The organism is Arcobacter arenosus (assembly GCF_005771535.1).
Classification (GTDB): Bacteria; Campylobacterota; Campylobacteria; order Campylobacterales; family Arcobacteraceae; genus Halarcobacter; species Halarcobacter arenosus.
Genome location: NZ_VANU01000001.1, coordinates 422,946 through 446,282 on the forward strand (window position 1 = coordinate 422,946; position 23,337 = coordinate 446,282).

At 28.3% G+C, this 23,337-nt stretch carries 25 protein-coding genes; 2 read left to right on the forward strand and 23 right to left on the reverse strand.

What is annotated here, in order from left to right:
• The first annotated feature begins 129 nt into the window (after positions 1-129).
• On the forward strand, positions 130-2,679 hold the full coding sequence (locus FDK22_RS02135; RefSeq protein ID WP_138151239.1) for a methyl-accepting chemotaxis protein: 2,550 nt from the start codon (positions 130-132) through the stop codon (positions 2,677-2,679).
• Complete coding sequence (locus FDK22_RS02140) at positions 2,680-3,069, forward strand: PAS domain-containing protein (RefSeq protein ID WP_138151240.1); 390 nt, start codon at positions 2,680-2,682, stop codon at positions 3,067-3,069.
• On the opposite strand, the gene FDK22_RS02145 is transcribed toward FDK22_RS02140, so the two are convergent.
• From FDK22_RS02145 to FDK22_RS02250, 23 genes are all read right to left on the reverse strand, one after another.
• Complete coding sequence (locus FDK22_RS02145) at positions 3,066-4,622, reverse strand: sensor histidine kinase (protein WP_138151241.1); 1,557 nt, start codon at positions 4,620-4,622, stop codon at positions 3,066-3,068. The two genes, FDK22_RS02140 and FDK22_RS02145, sit on opposite strands and share 4 nt — an antisense overlap.
• A gap of 3 nt (positions 4,623-4,625) precedes the next feature.
• Positions 4,626-5,030, reverse strand: a complete 405-nt coding sequence (locus FDK22_RS02150; protein WP_138151242.1) for a hypothetical protein — start codon at positions 5,028-5,030, stop codon at positions 4,626-4,628.
• Between the two features lie 9 nt (positions 5,031-5,039).
• Positions 5,040-5,321 (reverse strand): hypothetical protein, encoded by a 282-nt coding sequence (locus FDK22_RS02155; protein WP_138151243.1) that lies wholly within the window; start codon positions 5,319-5,321, stop codon positions 5,040-5,042.
• A gap of 44 nt (positions 5,322-5,365) precedes the next feature.
• Entirely contained in the window at positions 5,366-6,655 is a 1,290-nt protein-coding gene (locus tag FDK22_RS02160; protein WP_138151244.1) for a Y-family DNA polymerase, read from the reverse strand.
• 262 nt (positions 6,656-6,917) lie between these two features.
• Positions 6,918-7,466 (reverse strand): nitrous oxide reductase accessory protein NosL, encoded by a 549-nt coding sequence (locus FDK22_RS02165; protein WP_171012893.1) that lies wholly within the window; start codon positions 7,464-7,466, stop codon positions 6,918-6,920.
• A gap of 10 nt (positions 7,467-7,476) precedes the next feature.
• Positions 7,477-8,436: a hypothetical protein gene (locus FDK22_RS02170; protein WP_138151246.1), complete on the reverse strand. Its 960-nt coding sequence runs from the start codon at positions 8,434-8,436 to the stop codon at positions 7,477-7,479.
• Complete coding sequence (locus FDK22_RS02175) at positions 8,433-9,092, reverse strand: ABC transporter ATP-binding protein (RefSeq protein WP_138151247.1); 660 nt, start codon at positions 9,090-9,092, stop codon at positions 8,433-8,435. The genes FDK22_RS02170 and FDK22_RS02175 overlap by 4 nt, the downstream gene beginning before the upstream one ends.
• Positions 9,089-10,258, reverse strand: coding sequence for an ABC transporter permease (locus FDK22_RS02180; RefSeq protein ID WP_138151248.1), 1,170 nt, complete (start codon positions 10,256-10,258; stop codon positions 9,089-9,091). The genes FDK22_RS02175 and FDK22_RS02180 overlap by 4 nt, the downstream gene beginning before the upstream one ends.
• A 1-nt stretch (position 10,259) precedes the next feature.
• Complete coding sequence (locus FDK22_RS15640; RefSeq protein ID WP_171012894.1) at positions 10,260-10,430, reverse strand: hypothetical protein; 171 nt, start codon at positions 10,428-10,430, stop codon at positions 10,260-10,262.
• A 101-nt stretch (positions 10,431-10,531) separates the two neighbouring features.
• The gene (locus FDK22_RS02185; RefSeq protein WP_138151249.1) at positions 10,532-11,668 is read right to left on the reverse strand and encodes a nitrous oxide reductase accessory protein NosL; all 1,137 of its coding nucleotides are present in this window, start codon (positions 11,666-11,668) and stop codon (positions 10,532-10,534) included.
• A 64-nt stretch (positions 11,669-11,732) separates the two neighbouring features.
• Entirely contained in the window at positions 11,733-12,455 is a 723-nt protein-coding gene (locus FDK22_RS02190) for a nitrous oxide reductase accessory protein NosL (RefSeq protein WP_138151250.1), read from the reverse strand.
• A 29-nt stretch (positions 12,456-12,484) separates the two neighbouring features.
• Positions 12,485-12,973, reverse strand: a complete 489-nt coding sequence (locus tag FDK22_RS02195) for a nitrous oxide reductase accessory protein NosL (protein WP_138151251.1) — start codon at positions 12,971-12,973, stop codon at positions 12,485-12,487.
• 9 nt (positions 12,974-12,982) lie between these two features.
• Positions 12,983-13,810: an ABC transporter permease gene (locus FDK22_RS02200; RefSeq protein ID WP_138151252.1), complete on the reverse strand. Its 828-nt coding sequence runs from the start codon at positions 13,808-13,810 to the stop codon at positions 12,983-12,985.
• A gap of 1 nt (position 13,811) precedes the next feature.
• On the reverse strand, positions 13,812-14,270 hold the full coding sequence (locus FDK22_RS02205; RefSeq protein ID WP_138151253.1) for a nitrous oxide reductase accessory protein NosL: 459 nt from the start codon (positions 14,268-14,270) through the stop codon (positions 13,812-13,814).
• 1 nt (position 14,271) lies between these two features.
• Complete coding sequence (locus FDK22_RS02210) at positions 14,272-14,916, reverse strand: ABC transporter ATP-binding protein (protein ID WP_138151254.1); 645 nt, start codon at positions 14,914-14,916, stop codon at positions 14,272-14,274.
• Between the two features lies 1 nt (position 14,917).
• Complete coding sequence (locus tag FDK22_RS02215; protein WP_138151255.1) at positions 14,918-15,823, reverse strand: NapH/MauN family ferredoxin-type protein; 906 nt, start codon at positions 15,821-15,823, stop codon at positions 14,918-14,920.
• 10 nt (positions 15,824-15,833) lie between these two features.
• Positions 15,834-16,319, reverse strand: a complete 486-nt coding sequence (locus FDK22_RS02220) for a c-type cytochrome (protein ID WP_138151256.1) — start codon at positions 16,317-16,319, stop codon at positions 15,834-15,836.
• Positions 16,316-16,912, reverse strand: a complete 597-nt coding sequence (locus tag FDK22_RS02225) for a c-type cytochrome (protein ID WP_138151257.1) — start codon at positions 16,910-16,912, stop codon at positions 16,316-16,318. Before FDK22_RS02225 ends, FDK22_RS02220 begins: the two co-directional genes overlap by 4 nt.
• On the reverse strand, positions 16,909-17,652 hold the full coding sequence (locus FDK22_RS02230; RefSeq protein ID WP_138151258.1) for a 4Fe-4S dicluster domain-containing protein: 744 nt from the start codon (positions 17,650-17,652) through the stop codon (positions 16,909-16,911). The genes FDK22_RS02225 and FDK22_RS02230 overlap by 4 nt, the downstream gene beginning before the upstream one ends.
• A gap of 10 nt (positions 17,653-17,662) precedes the next feature.
• Entirely contained in the window at positions 17,663-18,874 is a 1,212-nt protein-coding gene (locus tag FDK22_RS02235; RefSeq protein WP_138151259.1) for a nitrous oxide reductase family maturation protein NosD, read from the reverse strand.
• 2 nt (positions 18,875-18,876) lie between these two features.
• On the reverse strand, positions 18,877-19,671 hold the full coding sequence (locus tag FDK22_RS02240) for a cytochrome C (RefSeq protein ID WP_138151260.1): 795 nt from the start codon (positions 19,669-19,671) through the stop codon (positions 18,877-18,879).
• Between the two features lie 163 nt (positions 19,672-19,834).
• Complete coding sequence (nosZ, locus tag FDK22_RS02245; protein ID WP_138151261.1) at positions 19,835-22,432, reverse strand: Sec-dependent nitrous-oxide reductase; 2,598 nt, start codon at positions 22,430-22,432, stop codon at positions 19,835-19,837.
• Positions 22,433-22,636: 204 nt separating this feature from the next.
• Complete coding sequence (locus tag FDK22_RS02250) at positions 22,637-23,323, reverse strand: response regulator transcription factor (RefSeq protein WP_138151262.1); 687 nt, start codon at positions 23,321-23,323, stop codon at positions 22,637-22,639.
• Positions 23,324-23,337: the final 14 nt, after the last annotated feature.

A 23,337-nucleotide genomic window follows, 5' to 3' on the forward strand; every position in this document is an offset into this window, starting at 1 on the left:
TACTTTTTTTAATATAATTTGAAAATTAATTAATAATTTTTTAAAAATAATTAGATTTTAAAAAAATTATTTTATTTATTTGGTTATAATATCTGATTCTTATAAAAAAAATTAATCAAAGGCGGGTGCATGAGCATAAAAAACAAGTCCCTTTTCTTAGTGATTTCATTTATTGTACTATTGATTTTAAATGGTGCAGGAATTTTTATTTCACTAGATAAAATAAAAAAAGCAAATGAACATCTAATTGAAGAAGCTAATCTAACAAAATCTTTTCTTCACTTACAATATAAGATTAAAGAGTTACAAGAGATTTCAACTGATATTGCATTAATGGGTGATGAAGAAGGAATTAAAGAGATAAACAATATAGTTGAGGATTATAAAAAACAACGTATTGAAATTTCTAAATTTAAAATTAGAGAAGAGAATAAAAAACATCTTCAAACAATAGATACAAATTTTGAAGAATACTCAAATGCACTTTTAAACATGGCAAAAGCAGGTATAACAAGAGTAAGCTCTAGAGAAGAATCTGAAGCACAAATGGCTGGTTTTGATAAAGCTGTAGAGAATATTGAAAATTCATTAGAAGAGCTTAATCTTGCAAACATTTTTGAACTAAAATATTATATTGTATCTATTCAAGAAATTTTAACTGATGCTTTAGCAGTGGGAGATACAAGTGGATTTAGTGAAGTTGATGAACTACAAAAGAAAACATCTACAATCTTTGCTGAAATTTCAAATGATTTTCCACAACTAAAATCTAAAATCAACGAGCTTTCAAATAATATTGCTAATATGATTAGTACTGGTAAACAAATGGCTTCTAAAGGTGAACTATTTCATACTCAAATAGAACTTACAAGAAAAAATATGGAAATTGTAGATGGTAAAAATGTAATTATCTCAGAACATATAACAAAAGCAGTAACTAATATCGAAAAATCAATGAACCTTAGTATCAAAGAAGATATTGAAACAATTGATATGGCTAGAAATATTTTATTTATCCTTGGAGTTGTTTTCTTTGCTGCTGTTATTTTACTATCAGTTATTATAAAAGGAATTCTATCAAATATCCAAAAACTTGATATTGGTGTTGCAGGATTATTAGATTCAAACTCTGAAACAAAAGTTAATATCAATACAAATGATGAGATTGGTAGAATCTCTACAAACTTTAATACTTACATTGACAAAATTCAAGAGGGTAAAATAATTGATGAAAAAGCTATTATCCAAGCTAGAAAAGTTATGGGTAAAGTTAGTGTTGGTTTATATAACGATAGAATTAACATTAAAGGAAGTTCAGAAGCAGTTAATACACTAATTAATTCAATTAATAGTATGATTGAAGTATCACAAAAAAATATGCAAGCAATCTCTAAAGTATTAAATGAACTTTCAAATGCAAAATATGATACTGAAATTCCAAGATTAGAAGGAGTTACAGGTTTAGTTGCAGTATTACTTGATGGGACAAGGGTAGTTCAATCAACATCAAATGAAGTTTTAGCTTTAATTGATAATGCCAATAAAAGACTTACTTTCCAAGCACAAGATATGGCAGAATCTGCAAATGGTTTAAGTATCTCTGCAAATGAACAAGCTGCTGCTTTGGAGCAAACAGCTGCAGCAGTACAAGAGGTTACTTCAACGATTGAAGCAAACAATGAAAATGCTATAAAAATGGCTAAATTTGCAAAAAGTGTTTCTGATTCATCTAAAACAGGTGTTGCCCTTGCAAACAAAACTACAAAATCAATGGATGAATTAAGTGCAGAAGTTAATACTATTAATGAAGCAATTACAATTATTGACCAAATCGCTTTCCAAACAAATATTCTTTCACTTAACGCTGCAGTTGAAGCTGCAACTGCTGGAGAAGCAGGTAAAGGTTTTGCGGTAGTTGCTCAAGAAGTTAGAAATCTAGCAGCAAGAAGTGCTGATGCTGCAAAAGAGATTAAAGAATTAGTTGAAAGTGCAACAGTTAAAGCAAAAGCAGGTAAAGAGGTTGCGGATCAAATGATTGAAGGATTTAAAGGTCTTGATGATGATATTGCTATGACAATGGAGATTATTGAAGATGTTACAAATGCTTCAAGGGAGCAACAACATGCAATGATTCAAATTAATGATACTATTAACTCACTAGATAGAGAGACACAAAAAAATGCTCTTGAAGCTACAAACTTAAGTGATATGGCAAAACATACAAAAGATCTTGCTCTTCAACTTCAAAGTGCAGTTGATAGAACAACTTTTACCCCTGAAGCAAAAAGAAGAGTTTGTAATGCAAATATGATTTTTGATTTAAATAAATTAAAAACTGACCATATTAATTTCAAAGCTCATAACTTCTCTTGTTGTAAAGCTGGTGATAAATTTGCTGTTAAATCACATACTGAATGTGATATGGGTAAATGGATAATTGAAAATGAAAATTCAGATTTTGCTCAAAGTGAAGCGTGGAAAAAAATGAAAGAGGAACATATTCTAGTTCATCAAAAAATAAAAGAGGTAGTTGATTTATATGCTGATGAAAGCGAAAATGATGAAATTATTTTGGTAACAGAAAATCTTGAAGAACATGTTCAAGAGATTTTTAGTCTATTAGATGACATAAAAGAGTTTAACTGTGATTTACAATTTAAAAAGAGAAAGGAAAACTAGATGGCTACTGGTGTTGAAACAATATTAAGCGACAATGCTTTTTTAGTAAGTGAAACAGATGCCAAAGGGATTATTATCTTTGCAAATGAAGAGTTTTGTAATGTTGCAGAATACACAAAAGATGAACTTGTAGGAAAATCTCACAATTACGTTAGACATGAAGATATGCCAAAAGCAGCCTTTGAAGATTTATGGAAAACAGTAAAAGCCGGTAGTGTTTGGCAAGGTTTTGTAAAAAATAAAACAGCCAGTGGAGGTTTTTATTGGGTTTATGCAACTGTTTATCCATATAAAAATGAAGCTAATGAACAATGTTATATGTCTATTAGAAGAAAACCTTCAAGGGAAAATATTAATAAATATACTGAACTTTATAAAAGTATGGTTTAATCACCAATTAAAGTACTTGGAATAGTGAGCTTAAAGAAAGCTCCTTTTCTTGTTATATTGTTAAACTCTAAAAGGTCATTTTTAAATTCTACTTTTCCATTTAACCTATTTTCCACAATATCTTTTACCATATAAAGACCAATTCCAGTTCCTAATGATTCATGTTTTGTAGTAAAATATGGTTCAAATATTCTATCTATAATATCATCAGGGATTCCCCCTGCATTATCTTTTATTTGAATTTCAAGGTTATTGTTTTTTGTTATGTCTACTGTTAATTCCACAATTTTTTCATCAAAAGACTTATTATTAAAAGCATCTTTTGCATTGTTTAAAATATTTAATGTTGTCTGTAAGATTTCATTATAATGTCCAGTAAATTTCACTTTACTATTAACATTAATTTTTAGTTCTATATTATTTGATTTATAACTACTTGTGATTAGATTATTAATTCTGCTAGTAAACTCATATAAGTCAAAAATAGAACTATTTTTATCTATTTTAAAAAAGTTTTGAAAATCATCAATTGTTTGTGAAAGATATTTTGTTGTATCAATAATAACACCCAAAGAGTTTGTTAAATCATCATCTTTTAAAACATTTAACTCTTTTTGAATTTTTAAACCAGATGCTGCTGTTGAGATTGTGCTTAGTGGTTGTCTCCATTGATGGGCAATATTTCTTATCATTTCACCCATTGAAGCTAGTTTTGATTGATTATATAAGGCCTCTTCTGTTCTTTTATTCTCTTCTTCTAATCTTAATATATCAGTAATATCTTCTCCTGAAGAGAGCATCCCTATAACATTTTTATCACTATCTAATAGTATTTTATTTCGCCAAGATATTGTTCTTTCTTCAATTTTACATTTAATTCTATTTGTAAACTTATCTTCAAATTCTATTGACTTAGCACAAAGCTTTTTAAAATGCTCAAAAACTTCTAAAGTGTCTTCTTCAAATAAGAAGTTTTTAAACCAGTTTCTACCAATAATTTCATACTCTTCAAAACCTAATATCTCACAAGCTTTTCTATTTACTAAAGTGACATGACCATTAATATCCAAAGCAACAATAATCACATCAACAATATCTAAATACAATTGCATTGTTTTTGTTTGTTCTAAAATAGTATCTTGTATTTTTTTTCTTTTTGATATATCATTTATAAAAGCAATAGAATATAAATACTCTCCATTTTTATCACTTATATGGTTTATAAAAACCTCTACCCAGATAAATCTTGAGTCTTTTCTTACACATTTTTTTTCATAATTTGTAACTAATAGAGAATCAATTGTTTCATTATAGTGAAACCTATCATCTTTGTGGGTTACTTCTTGAAAACTCAAGTTTAATAATTCATTTTTTTCATATTTAAAAATTTTGCAAAATCTTTCATTTACATCTATAAAAGAACCTTTTTTATCAAGATAAGCAATACCAAGTTTTGATTCTTCAAATAAAGTATTATAGTGTCTAGCTAGATTATCTATTACACTTTTTTGCTCTTTTATAATTGTATTTAAATTTTCAAAATCTTTTGACATTAATTATCTTTCAACAAGTAAATCTGCTTTACTTTTTAAATCTTTTTTTAAAAACTCTTCTTCCCTTTTAGAAAATTTAGAATTTTTATTTTCTTTGGATGGAAGTATATCATTATTTTTCTGATAAGCCTGTCCTTTTAATTTCTCTTCTTTTGGTTTAAAGATACTAAAAATCGAAACAGTTATAGCAATTGATGATAAAATACTAAAAATTATTATTACCCATTTTGAAATTAATGCTATTTCTAAAAACTCTAGTTTTTCTTTTAAAGTTAAGTACTCTACAACATCAGAGTATATTGCATTTGCAGAGATTGCAAGAATCAATAAAAAAGCAATAAGTATAACTTTTTTTCTAAATTTATATAAGTAGTACCAAAATAGTGCTGATTTTATTTGTTTCAACATATTCTATTCTTATATAAAAAAATCTAAGCCTAAAATAGCCAAAGCACCAATTAAACTTTTAGTTTTTAAATCATCTTTTATTTTATTCTCTTCATCAACAATTATTATTTCAAGCTCTTCATCTGTATAATCATCAAAGGTTTTGTGGTGTTCTGCAAGTCTAGCCTTTGTTCTTAATATAGCTTTTTCTCTTATTTTATTTTTAACTGCAGCCTTTAATTCCCTTCCTTTTAAAGAGGGATAATCAAATAACTTAGTTGTATTTTGCTTGATTCTATTTTTTAAACCCATTTTTATTCCAAAATTTAATTTTAGAATATTATATCATCTTTAGATTAATGGCTATTTTTATCTTTTGTTTGTAGTTCACTAAAGTTCTTAATAATATCAACACCATACTTCTCTCTTAAAGTTTGTAAACTTTGTGTTAGCTTTCTTTTTTTAATATCAGTTTCATATTCAAAGATATCAGAAACAAAACTGTTTTTATTAGCAAAATTTGAAACAGTAAGGTTTAATTGTATAACTCCATGACTCATGTGAATATCATTTTTTTTAAAAAGTTCTACCATAGCTTTTTTAAAATCAGTTTCATTAAATATTCTATTAACATTTATGTAATCTTTTGATTTAATATTTGAATCATATTTTATTTTTATATGGTATGTTTGTGGATTTACATCAGCTTTTTTAACTAAAAAGCAAAGATAACGACTTAAAATCATAACTCTTCTTTTTAACTCTTCCCTATCATAAATACAATCAAAAGTTCTTCCTATTCCAATAGATTTTTTATCTCTATGTTCAATAATATTACTATCATTTTCACCAACAATTCTATTATAAAGTTCAATTCCAGGCTTTTTCCAAGAAAAGAACAAAGCTTTTCTTCTTTCAATATCACCTAATGTTTTTATCCCATAACCTTTAAGTCTTTTTTGATATCCCTTCCCTATTCCAGGAAACTCTTCTATTGGAATATCTTTTATAAAACTCTTCATATGCTCTTTAGAAACATACTTTATTCCATCAGGTTTTGCAAACTCAGTCATAAGTTTTGAAAGATATTTAGAATGGGCTATGCCTATTGAAACAGGTAAACCTAATTCATTTTTAATTCTTTTTTTAATTTTAGTGGCAAAATCTACAATCTCATCTTTGTTTATATACCCCCTTAAATCACCAAAAAATTCATCAATGGAAAACTGTTCAACTAGAGGAATCTCATTTTTTAAAATAACTAACATCTTATGGGAAAGTTCATGATATAAAGGGTAGTTTGGAGGAACCATTTTTAGATGAGGACATAATCTTAAAGCTTCATTTACACTCATGGCAGTTTTAACGCCATATCCCCTTGCTTCATAAGAACAAGTTGTTATAATACCTCTAATTCTTCCATCTTTATCAACAAAATAGTCATTAAAGGTTTTTTCACCCTCATTTGTTAATATAGTACTTACAAAGGCACCACTATTTTCACTTATTTTTCGAATCTCTTTTTTATCTGAAAAGATATTTAAGTTGCTTCTTCCTCCAACTGCAACGGGAATACCTTTTAGATTTTTATCTTTGATTCTATGGGCTGATACAAAAAAACAATCAATATCAATATGGATAAACATTTAAATAAAGTCCTATTTTATAAGGATTTTAAAAGTTATTTCTTTAATAGTACCGTATTAAATACCGTTAAAAGCTTTTCCTTATATGTAATTATTATATACTTTTTGAAGAGTAAATATTAAAAACATTACAAATTGTAATATTAATATTGTAGTTAAATATTTAAATTTTCAATCATCATTTTTCAGTCCCTTTTTTTAATGATATAAAAATAAACTTATTCTTAGAAAAAATTATAGAAATCAATATGAATTTTTTTAACTAATAATTTAAATGTATATTTCCATGAAATTTAGAACTAAGTGCATTTTTTCTATTTATTTCTTTTATATCTTTATCAAGAATTTTTTCTGAAATTTCTTTTGCCTTTATAAATGACATAACTTCTCCTCCAAACTCTTTTTTAAATTCTATAGCATCTTTTTTTTCACTAAAAGATATCTTACTTACAGTCGACATTGTTCCTTTTACCCTACTTCCTACAACATACCACATTTTTGTAGCATCTTTAAAAATTTCATTTTTTGCATCTACTGCTAAGTATTGTTCAATAGGAAAACCTTTTTCCCTCTCAGCTTTAATTAAATCTCTTATTGAGCAAAACTGAATATATTTTCCATTTTTAAGCTTAACTGCGTGATTTGTTTTTCCAAACACTGATAGCTTCATTCCACACTCTGGACAAATGTCAGAATTTTTTCCCTTTTGTAGAAGCTTAATATTTTTTGTATATTTCTGAAAGTTTTGTGCAAAACTTATTGTTTGTAAAAAACAAATAAAAGATATAATTAATAAAAAGTTTTTTTTCATCATTTTCCCTTTAAAGCCACACACCATTTTTTATATAGTATATAATCGGATAGAAACTCAAGATTACTATTAGTAAAGTATTTGCTATTATTGATATTTTGTAAAAGCTTTTCTTTGGTGCTTTTTTTAATAAATGAAGAATAAACACATTTACTGCCATTGCTGCACCTATAAAAAACAATATATAGATTAGATATCCCACATAATAATAGTCACTTTGAAGTAGACAAAAAGGGCATTTATGCGTAGGCAGTTCATATACATAAGAAGAGAAAAATCTAATCAAAGTTTGAATTCCTACAAACATAAAAGCAAGAGAAAAGATACTAAATAATATCGCTTTTTTAAATAGTCCAAATATTAAACTTGCAATAAATATAGAGTAAAATAAAATTAATAGTAAAGATTCATTTTGCATCAAAGAAGCAGTTCCAGCAGAACTTTGTTCAAATACAACACTGCAACAGTGAACAGGAACATCAGTACTTATTTGCATAAAATGATAAACTTCCATAAAAAGCTCAATTCCTATTAGAATACAAATAGGCTGAAATATTATAAACTTTAATTTTGTGTATGGATAATCTACTTCATTAATATCAAGAGAGTGAAGTAATAACCAAGCAAATAAACCAAATAAAATCAACAATTTAATCATTAAAAGTTCTGGTCCAAACTCTGTAGCACTGACAATTCCAGCTGCACACATTGCACCTGGCACTATTTCTGAAATGGTATCCATAGTCCAAATGTAAAATAGGAAAAGTAGAAGCTTTACAATTAAAGCGAATTTTATAATTGTAGCAACTAAATAACTCTTTTTATTGAGGTTGTACTGCTTTGAAATTGTTGACTTTGGGTTAAAATATAATGATATTTTAACTGCCCAGAAGAGTCCAACTAAGCATAAAAGAAAAATTATAGATTCAACAATCAAAACACTTTGAATATATGGAGAGAGTAAAATCATAATAATTTCCCATTTTTCATTTCAAAACAAGTCTCATAGTTTCCCCATTCTAATAATAGTGGATCATGGGTTGCAATAACAAGTGTTTTCTCCTGATTAATTATCTTTTCAAAATAATCTAATATCTTAATACTTAGGGCTTGGTCTAAATTTGCTGTTGGCTCATCAGCCAGAATTAATTTTGGGTCATTAATAAGAGCCCTAATAACTGCAACTCTTTGTTGTTCACCACCTGAAAGATGTTTAACTTCAACATTTGTTTTTGACGAAATATTAAATAACTCTAGAAGTTCCATGGCCTCTTCAAGTTTATCAATATCATCAGGTAAAGTTGGAAGAAGTACATTTTCAAGAACTGTTAGAGTAGAAATCAAATTAAATTTTTGAAAGATAAATCCAATATTATTACGTCTAAATCTACTTGCAAAATTTTCAGGATATTGGGAAATCGCTTCTCCATCAATTAAGATTTCTCCCTTTGATGGTTGATATAGTCCTGCAAACAAAGATAATAAAGTACTTTTCCCACTACCACTAATTCCTTTAAGTAATGAAACTTCACCTTTTTTTACATGTAATGAAATATCATCTAAAGCAGTAAAGGCTTTTGGTGTTCCTTCATTAAATATTTTTGAAACATTTTTAACTTGAATCATCTTATTACCTCTCCAGCATCTTCAACTGCTGCTTTCCAAGATGGAATAATTGATGCTGCTAAATAAAGGGGTACAGTTGTAAAAAATAGTAGTGCAATCATTTTTACATCTAATACAAAAACTAAATCAAAAGGTTGTTTTAAATTAGAAAATCCAGTAAATACATATTTTAAAATTGGTGCATCTAAAATGAAAACATAGAAGATTGCTAAACTAACACCTACAAAAAAAGATGAGAGAGAAAGTATTAAAGCTTCAGTTAGTTTATGTCTAATAATATGATCAATCTCCCAACCTAAAGCTTTCAAAACACCTATTTCTTGCTTTTCTTCACTCCTAAGTCCACTTGCTTTATCATAAAGTATAATGGCAAAGGTAATAAATGTAGTAATAAGTAGAGCTAAAAACCAACCACTTTTATAATCATATAAAATTTGATGACCCTTAATAATATCAGCTTTTGTAATAACCCTTAGACTTGGATATTCAAAAGCAATTTTTGCTGCTATCATTTCTACTTCTTCAGGATTAGCTACACTTATTACAGCATCTGTAAAACTTCCCTCTTCAATATCTAATAAGTTTCTAGCTATTTGTGTAGGAATTAAGATAATATCATTACTTTCCATTTGTGTATCTGCTTTGAAAGTTCCGCCAAGTTTCATTTTAAGATAAGTTCCATCATTTTGTTTAAAGCTTACATACTCCTGCATATCATATTTAAACAATAACTCTTTTAGATTTTTTGATATCATCATTGAAGGAATAGCATCATCACTTTCTGGGAAATCTTCTGCAATTTTTGTTAGGCTTTTTTTATACTGTTCTTCAAAAGCAGTAACACCTACAATAGAGGCATAAATATTTGCATCTTTTAAGTAGTATTGTCCCCAAATACGCCCCATTACATTACTTATTCCTTTGATATCCCACAGTTGCTCAACTATTTCTTCATCAAAAGGCTTTACTTTTCCACCTTTATAGTTTTGTACAATTATATCTGGTAGACCTTTTGACAGAGTTTTTAGTTCATGATTTAAAGAATTGCTAATCATCATTCCTGAAGATAAAAGCCAAACTAAAATCATAAAAATTAAAGCTATAGAAATATTTTTCATCCCAAATCGTTTTAAAGAACGTAAGGTGTAATCAAATATTGTATTCATTTTACCTCGCCTTTAAAGAAGATTGTTGAATAAATGTTCCAAGACCAAGGGGTTCAATTCCAGGATGCAAAGAATATAAATCATTCACTACACTTAATGATCTATGTCTTAGGTATGGAACATTACTATTAAATGCTAAGTCAGGCATTCCACTTAATTTGACAAAAAGCACTTTACTCTCATTGTCTTGTATTTTTGAGGATAAAAACACAAATTGAAATATTAAAGAAGCAATTACTACACTAACAAAACAGTAGAAAATTTTTTTTGAACTTATTCGCATGTTTCTAGGCCATCTAATTTACATATTAATTCTGAAGTAATTTCACTAAACTTAAAAATTGAAGTTCCTTGATGATCTTTTAAAAAAGTTTTTGCATCTTCTTCATATTTAAAAGGTATTAATTCATTTCCCATAGGGCCTAAAGTATCACTCCCAACTACATAAAAAGCCTCTTTCCCATCAATTGCATATTGAGTGTAATAATCTGTTACTAACAGCTTTTGCTCTATCATCTTTTCGTGTTCATTATATTTTTTAGGATTATGAACAAATTTAATCATATCTTTAACCCCATCAAAAACATAATAGTGCTTATGCTCATGTTTTACAAACTCTAGTTTAGCTGCCCATTTTGGATATTTATAGACAAACATTCCACAAACTGGACATTTATCCTCTTTTCTTACTTCTACTATTTTATTAACTGCTCTATTTTCAATACGCTTAACATTCCATAGATATAAGGCTACAGAATGGAGTTGATTTTCCTTAAGTTTTTTACACTGATTTTTTAAATCTGCTTTTAAGTAATTAATCCAATTATAGACTTTTAAATCAATCTCTTTATTACTACATTTGGCCTCATAAATCTTTTTGCCTTTAAGATATTCTCTTTGCATTTTTTTTGGATTTGAAGGTTTCATATCTTCTTTTAAACTCTTTTCTGCTTCTGCAAAAGCTTCTTCAAAACTTACAATATTACCACCATTTTTAGATACAAATATCTTTGCATCTTCTTTTTTTGCAAAGGCTAGTTTACTTATCTTACTTTTTGTTCCTTTTACGTTACTCCCCATTACATAATATGCATCTTTTGTGGGAATTAATTTATTAGAACTTACATCTACTACTTTAGAATTTTGAAGCTTTACATGGTTTTCCTCTACATCAAAGACTAAGTAACTAAGGGAAGCATATTGTGTTGGTTTACCATCATAGTCATGGGCAGTATGAGAAGTTTTATAATTTTTATAAAGTTCTTCACCTGAAACTGCACACCAAGTTTTTATATCTTCTTTTTGTACAAGCTCTATATCTTTTTTAACTGTTTTATTAAAATCACTTCCTTGACTCACTCCTATTAATAGAAACTGTATAATTAAGGTACTTAGTAATAGTTTTTTCATAATAGTATTCCTCAAAATGCTGATAAAAGAGATGAGAAGATTAGACACATCTCTTTTTTACTTTTTATAAAGATTTACCTAATCTTTTAATTTCCCATAGATATAGAGTCACTGCTTGAAGTTTTTTCATCTTAATTGAATCATCACATATTTTATTTTTTATAATGTCAGTTTTTAGCTCATTGATTCTTTTATAAGAAGAAAAATCTTTAATTGGTCTACAATTTGATTTATAAAGTTTTTTTCCCATTGGGTACATCATTTTATTCTTCTTCATATTTACCATTGCAATATCACTATTTAATGACTCTTTTGCACTAGCTATCATTTCATCATATAAAACAATTTTTCCACCAAATTTAGAATTAAAAGCTTTTGCATCATCTTTTGATGCAAATGCATACTTACTAATCTTTGACATAGTTCCAGGAGCTTTACTTCCTAATACATAATATGCCGTTTTAGCATCAATAATTTTTTCAGTTTTTGCATCTACTACAACATGCTTATTTCCCTCATGTGCATGTTTCCCATCAACAAGAACACATCGTATAGAACAGTATTGTCTATTATCTTTAGACTTTTTTGCCACAACTCCATGACTAGTTTTATAATTGTGATTAATAGACATTGCACATACTGGACAAAAACCTTTTTCTGCACCTTCTTGGATTAATTCAGGTTTCCCTGAAGCAACTTTACTAAACTTTTTTTCCATATCTTTAGCAAGAGAGGATGAAGAAAATAACAATAATCCCATTACAAATATGATTAACAATTTTTTCATAATTAACTCCTTTAAAACTTTATGAATTATTAAATGTCTCCATTTAATAATTCAATCAAGCCTTTTTTCATTTCTTTAAATGAAAAAATTCTTTTACCATTATTACTTTTTGCAAATGATTCGGCATCATCATAGCTTTCAAATGCTGGTAAATCATCCCCTGCTGGTGAAATTTTATTACTTCCATATACATAAAAAGCACCCCTAGCATTTATTACTTTGTGAGTTTTAAAGTCTGTTACAATAATCTCTTTTAATTTTGTTGAATCTTTGGTATTTGCTTCTTCCCATTTTTCAGGATTAAAATAAAATTCAAACATAGATTTGGGACTTACAAAATAAAATTCTTTAGAGTCTTTATTTACAACCTTTGAAACCCAAGCAGGATTTTTATAAACATACATTTTTCTAACTAAACTTTTTGTTTCTTTGTCAAAATTCATAGAGTACGTAACTTCTGCATTAAGAGCAATAAAGCCAAACATACAACTTAATATAATTGTCGATAATTTTTTCATGAATATCCTTTAAACTAAATCTTTTTTCGCAAATATAAAATAACCTAAAAAGGCAAAAACTAATCCTAAAATAATTGGGTAAGCTATAGAAATTAATACAAAGATAGTTTGTTTAAACGTATCTAAAATATAAAATGCTACTGGTCCCATTACGGTTAAGGATGGATCAAATAAAGAGATTGCTGCAACTCTAAAAATCTCCATAGGATTTAAAAGAGCAATTGTAATAATAAGTGACTCATCAAATCTATTTTGCATCATTAAAGAGATTAAAGCAATATCTAAAAAGGCTAATAAAAATATCCATATAAAAAATGATATTCCTAAAGCAATTTCACTTGTTTTTACAAAAGAAGAGATAAAAAATGCTATACCTAAAAATGCTGAAGTAAGTGAGAATAATAAACCAGTATATAAGATAAATATATCCCAAGGGATATCAGCTCCTATAAATACTCCATAGATTATTGCAAAAACCATTGCAAAAAATACAGGTAAAAAAACTGTAATAAATCTTCCTAAAATTTTACCCCAATAATATTGTTTTAATGAAATTGGAAAAGATAACATATACTCTAAAATATGGGTATCTCTATCTCCAGAAATAGACCGTACTGTTGTTATTAATATAAATATGGGTAAAATTACAATTGTAACTTGTATATACATAAGTAATAATCTACTTAATCCACTAAATCCCATAACCTGTGATTGTGTAACACCTGCTATAAAAAATAAAGCTATCATTCCGCCAAAAACAAGGGAATAAACAATAAACCATTTTGCTCTAATCGATTCTTTTAAATCTAAATAAGCTATTAGTAATAAATTCTTCACCTTATCGTCCCCTAGCCAAAACTCTTTTTTCCATATCGCTGAAAGTAAAAACTTCAAGGTCAGGCTTTATTGCTTTTTTTGTTTCATGAGCTGCAAACCCATATGCCATTGGTGTTACAGTCATACCATCATAAAATGCTTTTCTTGCATCAATCCATTTTCCTGTGTCAACATCTGTAATCCAAATTTTTGCATTATCTTTCCACGTGATATTTTCCTCTTTAAACCATAAAGGAACGCAGCCTATATCATCAAACTTATAAACTCTTCCATTTTTCATATTTATAACTTGTGCAGCATGCTTTCTATCACTAATTACCATTTTGCATCTATCACACATATCTCTATCCCATTTAATTTCTTGTATTTCTCCTGAAATCTCTTTTTCACAAGCGCTAAAGAAGAATGGGATACCAAGACCAGATAATAAAATAAAATTTCGACGCGATATATTATTCATATTAATTTCCTACTCTTTCATCAGAAATAACTTTTCCTAAGTCCATATAAATCTGTCTATTAACAATATCCTTAACCTCATCAAGTCTATGGGTTACAAAAAGTGAAATTTTTTCTTTTTCATTCTCTTCTAATAATCTATAGAAATCATCCCTTGCCTTTGGATCTAGGTTTGCAGTAGGTTCATCATAAATTATGATTTCACTTTTTTTTGCTAAGCTTATTGCAATTAACATTTTTTGTTTCATACCACCTGATAATTTGAAAAAAGATTTATTTAAATTTGCATTAATATCTAATTTCATCTCATTTGCATAATGAATAATCTCTGCAATATCTACATTAGAACTAGCTTGAATATATTTCATTAACTCATTTAAACTAAGTTTAATAGGTGGTGGAAGTTGAGGAACAAAAGAAATAGAATCTAGAACTTTTGTTCTATTCTTAATTGGATTCAATCCATTTATAAGAACCTCCCCTGAATTTGGATGATAATATCCCATAATTGATCTAATTAAAGTTGTTTTTCCAGCACCATTTGGTCCCATTATTGCAATATGATCATTTTTATCAAATTGTATACTTACATTATCTAAAGATATGTGAGAGCCAAATCTTTTTGTTAAATTATCTATTTTAATCATTTTAAATTAAACCTTTTAACCTAAAGTCGTATTTTAAGGCATCAGAGTGACAAACATCAATACATCTTCCACATAAAGTACAATCTGCACCTGTTACGTATTGCTTTTTAATTCCTTTTGCTTTTCTTTCTTCATCATATTTACCTTTTGTCAACTCTAAAACTTGACTTTCAAAGCAAACATCATGACAAACCATACAATGATCACAACTATCATTCCACTCTATTCTAAGACCACTTACTTTTCCTATATACCCATATGTTGTTCCAATTGGACAAATATATGTACACCAAGCACGTCTTGAATAAAATACTTCAATTAAAAAAACAATTAAAACCCATGATAAAGCTAAACTCCAACCATAAGCAATAAATCTACTTAAAATTCCAACTACATTAAGAGTTTCAAATACTAAATATCCACTTGTAAATGCCATAACCATAAACATTGCCCAAAAGACATGTCTTACTCTATGGTCAAATTTTCTCTCTTTAATAATTTTTTTATTAACTAATGTATTATGAATCTTCTCACCAATTTCACTTAATAATCCATAAGGACAAACCCATGAACAATAAGTTCGTCCCCCTATAAGTAGGTAAAAAAATAAAATTGTAACCGTACCAATTACAATATTTACAGGCATATGATATGTTGCAAGATACATTTGAATAGTTGTAAAAGGGTCAATTAAGTGAAACCCTAAGAATCTTGAACCATTTAATGTTCCTTCTAATGTTTGAATATCAATAGCAAAAGATAAGAAAAATAATAAATGAATTGAAATAATTACTATCCACCTCTTCATTCTATATGAAATTATTGTTTTTCCATCTTTTGTTTTATCAAAAAATGTCGATATAAAGCTTGATTTTTTTATTGTTTCTCTATTATTCCATTTATCCATTCTTTAATCCTTACTTTAAAGCATTTTTTCGTGCTTCAAACTGTGAAATCTCTTTTGCAAAACTTTTTAAATCTTCTTCTGAAAGATTCATTAATAAACCTTTCATAATAAAATTCTCTTTTCTACCTGCTTTAAAATCAACTAAATCTTTTAAAAGCTTATCCTCACTTTGTCCAATTAAACCAGGTCCCATAAGTTTTTTACCATTTTGAGTTCCACTTCCATCTACTCCATGACATGAAGCACATTTACTTTTATATGCATCACTAACTTCAAAACTAGAGGTATTACCAGCTTTGTCTCTAAGGGCTTTTAGTTTTTCGGCCCCTACATCTTTCTCTTTTATTGGTTCAATTTTAGCTTTTTGTTCTAAAGCCTTTAAGTCTTCAATTATATGACCTGCTTTACCACCTTGATATGCTGGTCCTTTAAAAAATGTTAAAACCATAAGACCCAAAACAATAGCTGTAGAAATTAAGGCTATTACTTTTTTCATTGCATTTCCTTAACTTGCTTATTAAATTCAAATATCTCTTTTGCAATTCTTTTAATAGTTTCTTCATTCATTTGATTTACTAAACCCGTCATTAAAACATTTGCATCTTTATTATTTTTAAACTTAAGAATACTTTCATAAATAAATTTATCATCTTTATCAAGCAATGATGGACCAATAATCCCATTAGCATAATCATTATGACAAGCTGAACACTTAACAATAAACTCTTTACTAAGTCTTTTTACTAACATTGAAATTTTAACTTTTTCATAAGGACTTCTAACATGCATATTTGCATCAATAGAAGTTCTAGGTTTAACTCTAACTGAGGCATCTTCATTCGCTGGTTTTGAATTTGGATCATATTCGCTTTTTACACCATAATTAAAATAATATGTTTCATTTTTATCTGATTTTTCATTTTTTTCAGCTACTTTAATCTCTTTTGCATTTTCATTTTCTTCTATTTCTATTTTGAGAGATTCTTGTTTTTGAGTAACTTTTTGTTCTACTTTTTTCTCTTCTTTTTTTTCAGAACATCCTGAAACCAATAGAATAATTGCTAATGGTAATAATAATTTTTTTATCATGATTTGTTTCCTTTTTCATAATAGTCTTCATATGACATTCTAGGTTTTATTACAATTGCTGCTTCACTTGCTGGACATAACTCTTCACACACACCACATCCAATACAACCATCATAAACTTCAGGCTTTTTACCAACACCATCACCAACCATTGAAATTGCACTTAATGGATTAGGAATTGGACACATATCCGCACATATGGTACACTGCTTTCCTTCAAACTCATCAAGTTTTTCAAGCATATCTAGTTCTAATTGGGTAACATTATTTTGAGCATTTGTAAAATCATGTATTCTTTTACTATGCCCTTTTGGAACAGGTGTATTTGTTCGTGCTAAACATCTGTTAGGAAACTCTAAAACTGCAATTCCCATTTTTATATCTTCAGGCTTTTCTGTTTTATGATCGAGTGCACCACTTGGACATGCCAAAACACAAGGAACAGCACTACATGCATAACATCCTCTTTCTCTTGCATCAATATATGGTGTTCCAACTCCATGACCTTTTGCCATATCTGCTAATTCTATAGAGTGATAAGGACATACTTGCAAACATTGTCCACATTTGATACATAATGCTAAAAACTCTTTTTCATTTACTGCACCAGGTGGTCTTAATCTCATCTCTGCATTTAAAGCATAAGGGCTTATAACTACCCCTGTTCCAAGAGTTAATCCTAATATTCCTAATGTTGAAAACTTAATAAAATCTCTTCTATCTTCTTTTATACTTGCCATTATTAAATCCTTATAACTTTAACTTCGGTTTTAAATCTTCCATTAAAAAAACTGGTTCACTAAATGGAGCCAATTTTGCAAGAAAGTTTAGTAATGAGATAACAGGAGAACCGTAGAAAAATTTTACATCTGTATTATAAACCCATAATTGATCAGCATATTGATAAACTTTATGGGGAGTATCTCCTATGTTATCTGCGTTTTTATCAAATCCTTCATAATTATCCCAATAATTTCCTACTATCTCATTTTCATATGTTTTTGCACCCCTACTATCGTTTACAATATCTTCAATATTTCCTATAATAGAGTTTCCTTTTATAATATTATTTTCACTTAAAGAGTGAAAATGCAGTGCTTCAGAGTTATATAAAACTTTATTGTTTTCTATCCAATTATTTGTATCTGGCTCAAAAGGAGATCTATCAATATATACTCCAATTGCATTATAAATAACCGTGTTGTCTTTAAGCGTAAAATTTGAAACATCTTTAAGTCCAATACCCATACCAGTCGCTCCCAATGAGCTTTTTATAACATTTCCAGTTGCAATAGTATCTTTGCTATACATAAAAAATATTCCAACTGAGTTAAATTTATAAGTATTATTGTGAACATAGTTTTTACCTGCATACATAAAATGCAGAGAATATCTATTATTTTCACCATAGTTTTCAACTATTTGATTACCATGGGAATACCAAACAACCATATCCCTTGATTTAACAAGTTTATTTTTTTTGATTATATTGTCATTTGAATACCAAATCCTAAGTCCATCACCTCTTAATCCAAGAGATAGATCCTTTGAAGTTATATAATTATTTGAGATAATAGAATTATTTGTTGTAGACATATCAATTCCAAATAATGAATCTCTTATAATACAATTTGAAATTTCTGATTGCTTAGAGTTTTCAATTTTAATACCTGAGTCTAAATTTTCATGTCTACTTCCACTATTTTGTATTGTTAAGTTTTTAAGTGTTACATAAGGGCTGGTTATTGAAACAACAGTTCCAACACCTAGTCCATCAATTATAACCCCCTCTTCTTTTCCAATAATTGTTAAAGGTTTATCAATTTTAATTCGCCCTTTATAAACTCCCTTTGGAAGTTTTAAAATTGAACCAGCTTTTGCTTTATCAATTGCTTCTTGTAAAAGGTTTGCAAAAGTAAAATTAACAAATAATAAGAAAATGGCTACAAAAAATCTAAACATCATTAAACCTTATAGTTAATACCTGTTTCTTTCATTGCTTTATTTTTAGAAAGAATTGATAATAATGAGAAAAATCCAATTGCTAAAATCACATAAAATCCAATTGTTGGATAAGAGTGTGTTGTAAATTGTGCAATTTTTCCATCACCAAAAACTGTTGGCATAAAAGGTTTTATTTTAAATGCTCCCCAATCATGTAAGTTGTGTCCGAACCAATAAAGCCAATAAGAATAATCAGCAATAAATAGAAGTGGTAATGCAGCTGGAATATACATAATATAAGTTAATATCTTTTTATGAAATAAAATAAAATAAATCATAAATAAAGAAAGTCCTAAAAGCGCATAAATACCTATTTCTCTTTCAATTTGACCTCCTGCCCACATTGGGTCCATTCCTACATAATGATTAATTGTATTCATTTCATGAACTTCTCCACTAAAACCATCAAAATGGAAAAATACTGGGATACCTTCAGGAAATGCTTTTTTAGGGTAGTTAGGTGCTTCTAAAGAACAAGACCAAATGGGAAGTGAAGCAACACCAATTTCAGCAGAGTTTTCTATCATCTTTTCTAAATCATTATGCGCTTCTAAAGGAGTAGTAGTACTTTTATATCTTCCTTGATTATAAAAATTCCAAGTTTTTATAGATAGAGGAGAAATTTCTTCAATTCTATCTTCATCAATTGCATTTAATGTTCCATGAAATGCAATCATAGGAAAAGTAAATGCCAGTGTTAGCAATATTAATGCTAAAGATGCATAAATTTTTGATTTAATAAAACTAGTATGCATTTTTGTCCTTCATTTTAAGTTTTAAACTATAAATTATTTTTATAATTTATAGTTTAAAATTTCTTATTTAAAAGATTACCAAAATTGATAAATTTACTTATTGATGGTAATCAAGAAAGAAGAAAAAAGCTTAAGACTTTTTCCCCTCTCTTTTTTGAATTTTTTAGAAAAGATTAGCGTTCTCTTCAATCCATTTTAGATATTCAATAATATCTTTAGTTTCTTCTTCACTCATATGTTGATTAGGCATTTTTAAATTGAAATAATCTATCATACCTTTTACATATGGATCATCATACATAGATTCTGGATCTAAAATAAAGTTACTTACCCATTGTTCACCATTTTCATGTCTTTGAAGTACACCTGTTAAATCTGGACCAGATGATACTTTTCCAATCACGTGACAACCATTACAACCACCTTCGGCAAATGCCACTTCACCTCTTGCAGCAGCAGCACTTTGTTTTGTTGATATTTTTCTTACTAATGTATCTTTTGCTCTAATACCAACATCCGCAGTTTTAACCATTAATTGCCAAATCATATTTTCAAATAAAATTGCTTTTTCAGTATCTCCTGCTTTTAACGCTTCATCAGCTTTTTTCTTTTGCTCAGGAATTTTATTATATTGGTCAAGTGCATCTGTAACAAGATTTGCTACAACTTTATGATCTTGAAATTTGTTGTCTTTTAAGAACTTAACAACTGATTGAATAACTGCATCAGTTGCATTATTTACAGCAACTGTTTTATCATATTCAGCTTTTAACTCTTCAGGAGACATTGTTTTCATTTTAAGTTTTTGAGCGCTTACATATTTTTTATCTGGGTCTTTAACCATCATATAACCCATCATCTCTAAGTGAAGTGCAGAACAGAACTCTGTACAATAATAAGGGAAAACACCCTCAACATCAGCAGTAAACTCTAATGTTGTAGTTTCACCTGGTTCAAGAGAACCATGAATATCATAGTTATCAATTGTAAATCCATGTGTTTCATCTTGAGCTCTTTCAAGGTTCGTCATATGAATTGTAACTTTATCACCTTTGTTAACTGTAATTCTTTCAGGATTAATATGAGATCTAACAAGAGTAGCGTAAACAGTTACATTTTTACCATCTCTTTCAATTCTCTCTTCTCCTGCAAGTGTTTTACCTTTATGAATTTTACCAGTTTTTGAGTTTGTACCCATTTTATATCTTACATGAGGGTGAAGTTTACTTGCTCTAATTGCAACCGCTTGGTGAGGTTCACCTAAAGGAAGAGGCATATCAACAAGTAAATCCATAGTTTTACCCTTAATATCAATTAACTGGTGGTTTTGTGGATGTAAAGGACCAACATTTTGGAATCTATCAATTGCTAATTTATTTAATGCAATAATATAATCCCCTTGAGGATCCGCAGATTTACCTTCCATTCCTGCTAAGTGACCAATGTTGTAATGAACATTTTCTTTATCAATAACTTTAAGATCTTTAAAGTTCCATTTTACAACTTGAGAGTCAACATATAATGAAGTATAAACTTCACCATCAACTGGAGAATATTGGTTATGTAAAGGCCCAAGACCTAATTCAAGTTGTCCATGTAAAGATTTTTTCATATCTAAAATTGGAATACCATATGGGTCTTTACCAGCATACTCTTTATTATCAATTAATTTTTTGATTTTTTTGAAATCATAAACTGAAGCATGAGTATCTAATTTACCACAAACAATTAAATATTGACCCGTTGGATCAACATCAACACCATGAGGTGATTTTGGTTCTGGAATTAAAAATAAAGCATTATTTTTAACTGCAATATCCATAGGAACAACTTTATGATTATTTATAATTTTTACATTTTTAGGATTTTCAGCTAATTTAGCTAATTTTTCCCAGTTATATACATGTAAGAAGTCAGTGTCATTTCTTGACATACCAGCTTCATTTGGTGGCATACCAACTTCAATTCCACCTGTATACATCTCTGTATTAAATGAGTTTGTAAATCCCCAACCGTAACTTATACCTTTACCTGCATCAGATAAATCTTGATGATATGGAGGAAACTCTATTGTAAATGAATCATCTGGCATAATTCGACCAATTTTATTGTCGAATTTCCACATAGTAACTCCACCTCTATAAGTCTCTTTGTACTCTTCAATTGGGTGATAATTGTTATCAAATGGAGCTGCATATTGTGATGCTTCAATGATATACTCTGAGTTTGGTGTAAAGAATGCTCCACCGTGGTCTGATTTAAATACAGGGTTTGGAACAATTTGTTTTGTTTCAAAATCTGCTAAATCAATAATAGCGATTCTTGGGTTAGCTTTATCATTAATTGCTAGCCATTTACCATCATATTTTCCATCAATTTCAGAAAGTGCTGGGTGGTGAGTATCACCCCAGTTAATCTCTCTTCCTCTAATATTACCTTGTCTAAGAACTTCTAAAGAGTCTTTATCAAAACCATAACCTTGCCATGGTTCTGGTGTAAATACACCAATGTATTTTAGAATTCTCATTGATGGTACACCATAAACAATTACTTGTCCAGATTGTCCACCAGATGAAAATACAACATATTCATCTTTTACCCCTGTAGGGTTATAAGTTTTAGCTGCTCTGATAACATCAATTTCAGATAAACCTCTTTCTTTCATTACTTTAGATAATTCATTTGTAGCTCCAGAAGCAACTGAAGCTACAAGTGCAGTACCTAAAAGCATTGAAGAAAATTTACTTTGTGATTTCTTCATCTTAACTTCTCCTTCTATACTATTTGTCAGATGACACTTAAAAGTTTACCAATTTGATAAACTTTTTAATTGATTAAAATCAATAAATAAATTATTCTAAATTTAATATTTACTTAATCTATATTATTAACTATCAATCTTAAATGAATTGTATATTATGTTGAGTTTCTTTTGAGTCGCTATAGTTTTTTTTTATAAAATTTTTTATTTAATCATATATCCAAGTTTTGATACAGTTTGAATTATGTCAACTTTTAGTTTTTTTCTAAGTTTAAAAACAAGATTTTTTAGAGCACTTAAAGGGGCTTCTTCATAAATATATAATTTATCTTCTATCTCATGTTTAGTTACTAATGAACCTCTATGAGCTAGTAATATTTCAATAAATTCTACTTCTTTATTAGTAAGAAGAACCGTTTCATTTTTAAATTTAAAGCTTTTATTATCATAATCATATGAAGATTCATCAGTAAAAGTAATAACAGTCTTCGAATTCTTTAACAATTGTTTTGCACAATTTTCTAATAATTTTGAAAGATTAGCTTCTGCTATTGGTTTAACTACATATTCAATTAAAGATAATTTAATTGATTCTAATAAAAAGTTTTGATCAGTATAAGCACTCGTTACAATAATTGGCATTACTTCGTTTTCTTTTCTTATAGTTTTAATTAGATCTAAACCATTTAATTTAGGCATTTTTAGGTCTGTAATTAAAATATTAGGATTATATTTATTATATAATTCTAAAGCTTCTTCTCCATTTGAAGCACTATAAACCTTATCCACATAAAGCAATAAAATTCTTTTAAAACTTTCTCTTAACTTATCTTCATCTTCAGCCAAAAGAATAGATGATTTTTTTAATTTTATTTCATATTTTTCTATCATTTTCCAATTCCCAA

Excerpts from the sequence above, each read along its gene's own strand:
- FDK22_RS02135 (WP_138151239.1), top strand. The coding sequence starts at position 130 with ATGAGCATAAAAAACAAGTCCCTTTTCTTAGTGATTTCATTTATTGTA.
- FDK22_RS02140 (WP_138151240.1), top strand. The coding sequence starts at position 2,680 with ATGGCTACTGGTGTTGAAACAATATTAAGCGACAATGCTTTTTTAGTA.
- FDK22_RS02145 (WP_138151241.1), bottom strand. The coding sequence starts at position 4,622 with ATGTCAAAAGATTTTGAAAATTTAAATACAATTATAAAAGAGCAAAAA.
- FDK22_RS02150 (WP_138151242.1), bottom strand. The coding sequence starts at position 5,030 with ATGTTGAAACAAATAAAATCAGCACTATTTTGGTACTACTTATATAAA.
- FDK22_RS02155 (WP_138151243.1), bottom strand. The coding sequence starts at position 5,321 with ATGGGTTTAAAAAATAGAATCAAGCAAAATACAACTAAGTTATTTGAT.
- FDK22_RS02160 (WP_138151244.1), bottom strand. The coding sequence starts at position 6,655 with ATGTTTATCCATATTGATATTGATTGTTTTTTTGTATCAGCCCATAGA.
- FDK22_RS02165 (WP_171012893.1), bottom strand. The coding sequence starts at position 7,466 with ATGAAAAAAAACTTTTTATTAATTATATCTTTTATTTGTTTTTTACAA.
- FDK22_RS02170 (WP_138151246.1), bottom strand. The coding sequence starts at position 8,436 with ATGATTTTACTCTCTCCATATATTCAAAGTGTTTTGATTGTTGAATCT.
- FDK22_RS02175 (WP_138151247.1), bottom strand. The coding sequence starts at position 9,092 with ATGATTCAAGTTAAAAATGTTTCAAAAATATTTAATGAAGGAACACCA.
- FDK22_RS02180 (WP_138151248.1), bottom strand. The coding sequence starts at position 10,258 with ATGAATACAATATTTGATTACACCTTACGTTCTTTAAAACGATTTGGG.
- FDK22_RS02185 (WP_138151249.1), bottom strand. The coding sequence starts at position 11,668 with ATGAAAAAACTATTACTAAGTACCTTAATTATACAGTTTCTATTAATA.
- FDK22_RS02190 (WP_138151250.1), bottom strand. The coding sequence starts at position 12,455 with ATGAAAAAATTGTTAATCATATTTGTAATGGGATTATTGTTATTTTCT.
- FDK22_RS02195 (WP_138151251.1), bottom strand. The coding sequence starts at position 12,973 with ATGAAAAAATTATCGACAATTATATTAAGTTGTATGTTTGGCTTTATT.
- FDK22_RS02205 (WP_138151253.1), bottom strand. The coding sequence starts at position 14,270 with ATGAATAATATATCGCGTCGAAATTTTATTTTATTATCTGGTCTTGGT.
- FDK22_RS02210 (WP_138151254.1), bottom strand. The coding sequence starts at position 14,916 with ATGATTAAAATAGATAATTTAACAAAAAGATTTGGCTCTCACATATCT.
- FDK22_RS02215 (WP_138151255.1), bottom strand. The coding sequence starts at position 15,823 with ATGGATAAATGGAATAATAGAGAAACAATAAAAAAATCAAGCTTTATA.
- FDK22_RS02220 (WP_138151256.1), bottom strand. The coding sequence starts at position 16,319 with ATGAAAAAAGTAATAGCCTTAATTTCTACAGCTATTGTTTTGGGTCTT.
- FDK22_RS02225 (WP_138151257.1), bottom strand. The coding sequence starts at position 16,912 with ATGATAAAAAAATTATTATTACCATTAGCAATTATTCTATTGGTTTCA.
- FDK22_RS02230 (WP_138151258.1), bottom strand. The coding sequence starts at position 17,652 with ATGGCAAGTATAAAAGAAGATAGAAGAGATTTTATTAAGTTTTCAACA.
- FDK22_RS02235 (WP_138151259.1), bottom strand. The coding sequence starts at position 18,874 with ATGTTTAGATTTTTTGTAGCCATTTTCTTATTATTTGTTAATTTTACT.
- FDK22_RS02240 (WP_138151260.1), bottom strand. The coding sequence starts at position 19,671 with ATGCATACTAGTTTTATTAAATCAAAAATTTATGCATCTTTAGCATTA.
- nosZ (WP_138151261.1), bottom strand. The coding sequence starts at position 22,432 with ATGAAGAAATCACAAAGTAAATTTTCTTCAATGCTTTTAGGTACTGCA.
- FDK22_RS02250 (WP_138151262.1), bottom strand. The coding sequence starts at position 23,323 with ATGATAGAAAAATATGAAATAAAATTAAAAAAATCATCTATTCTTTTG.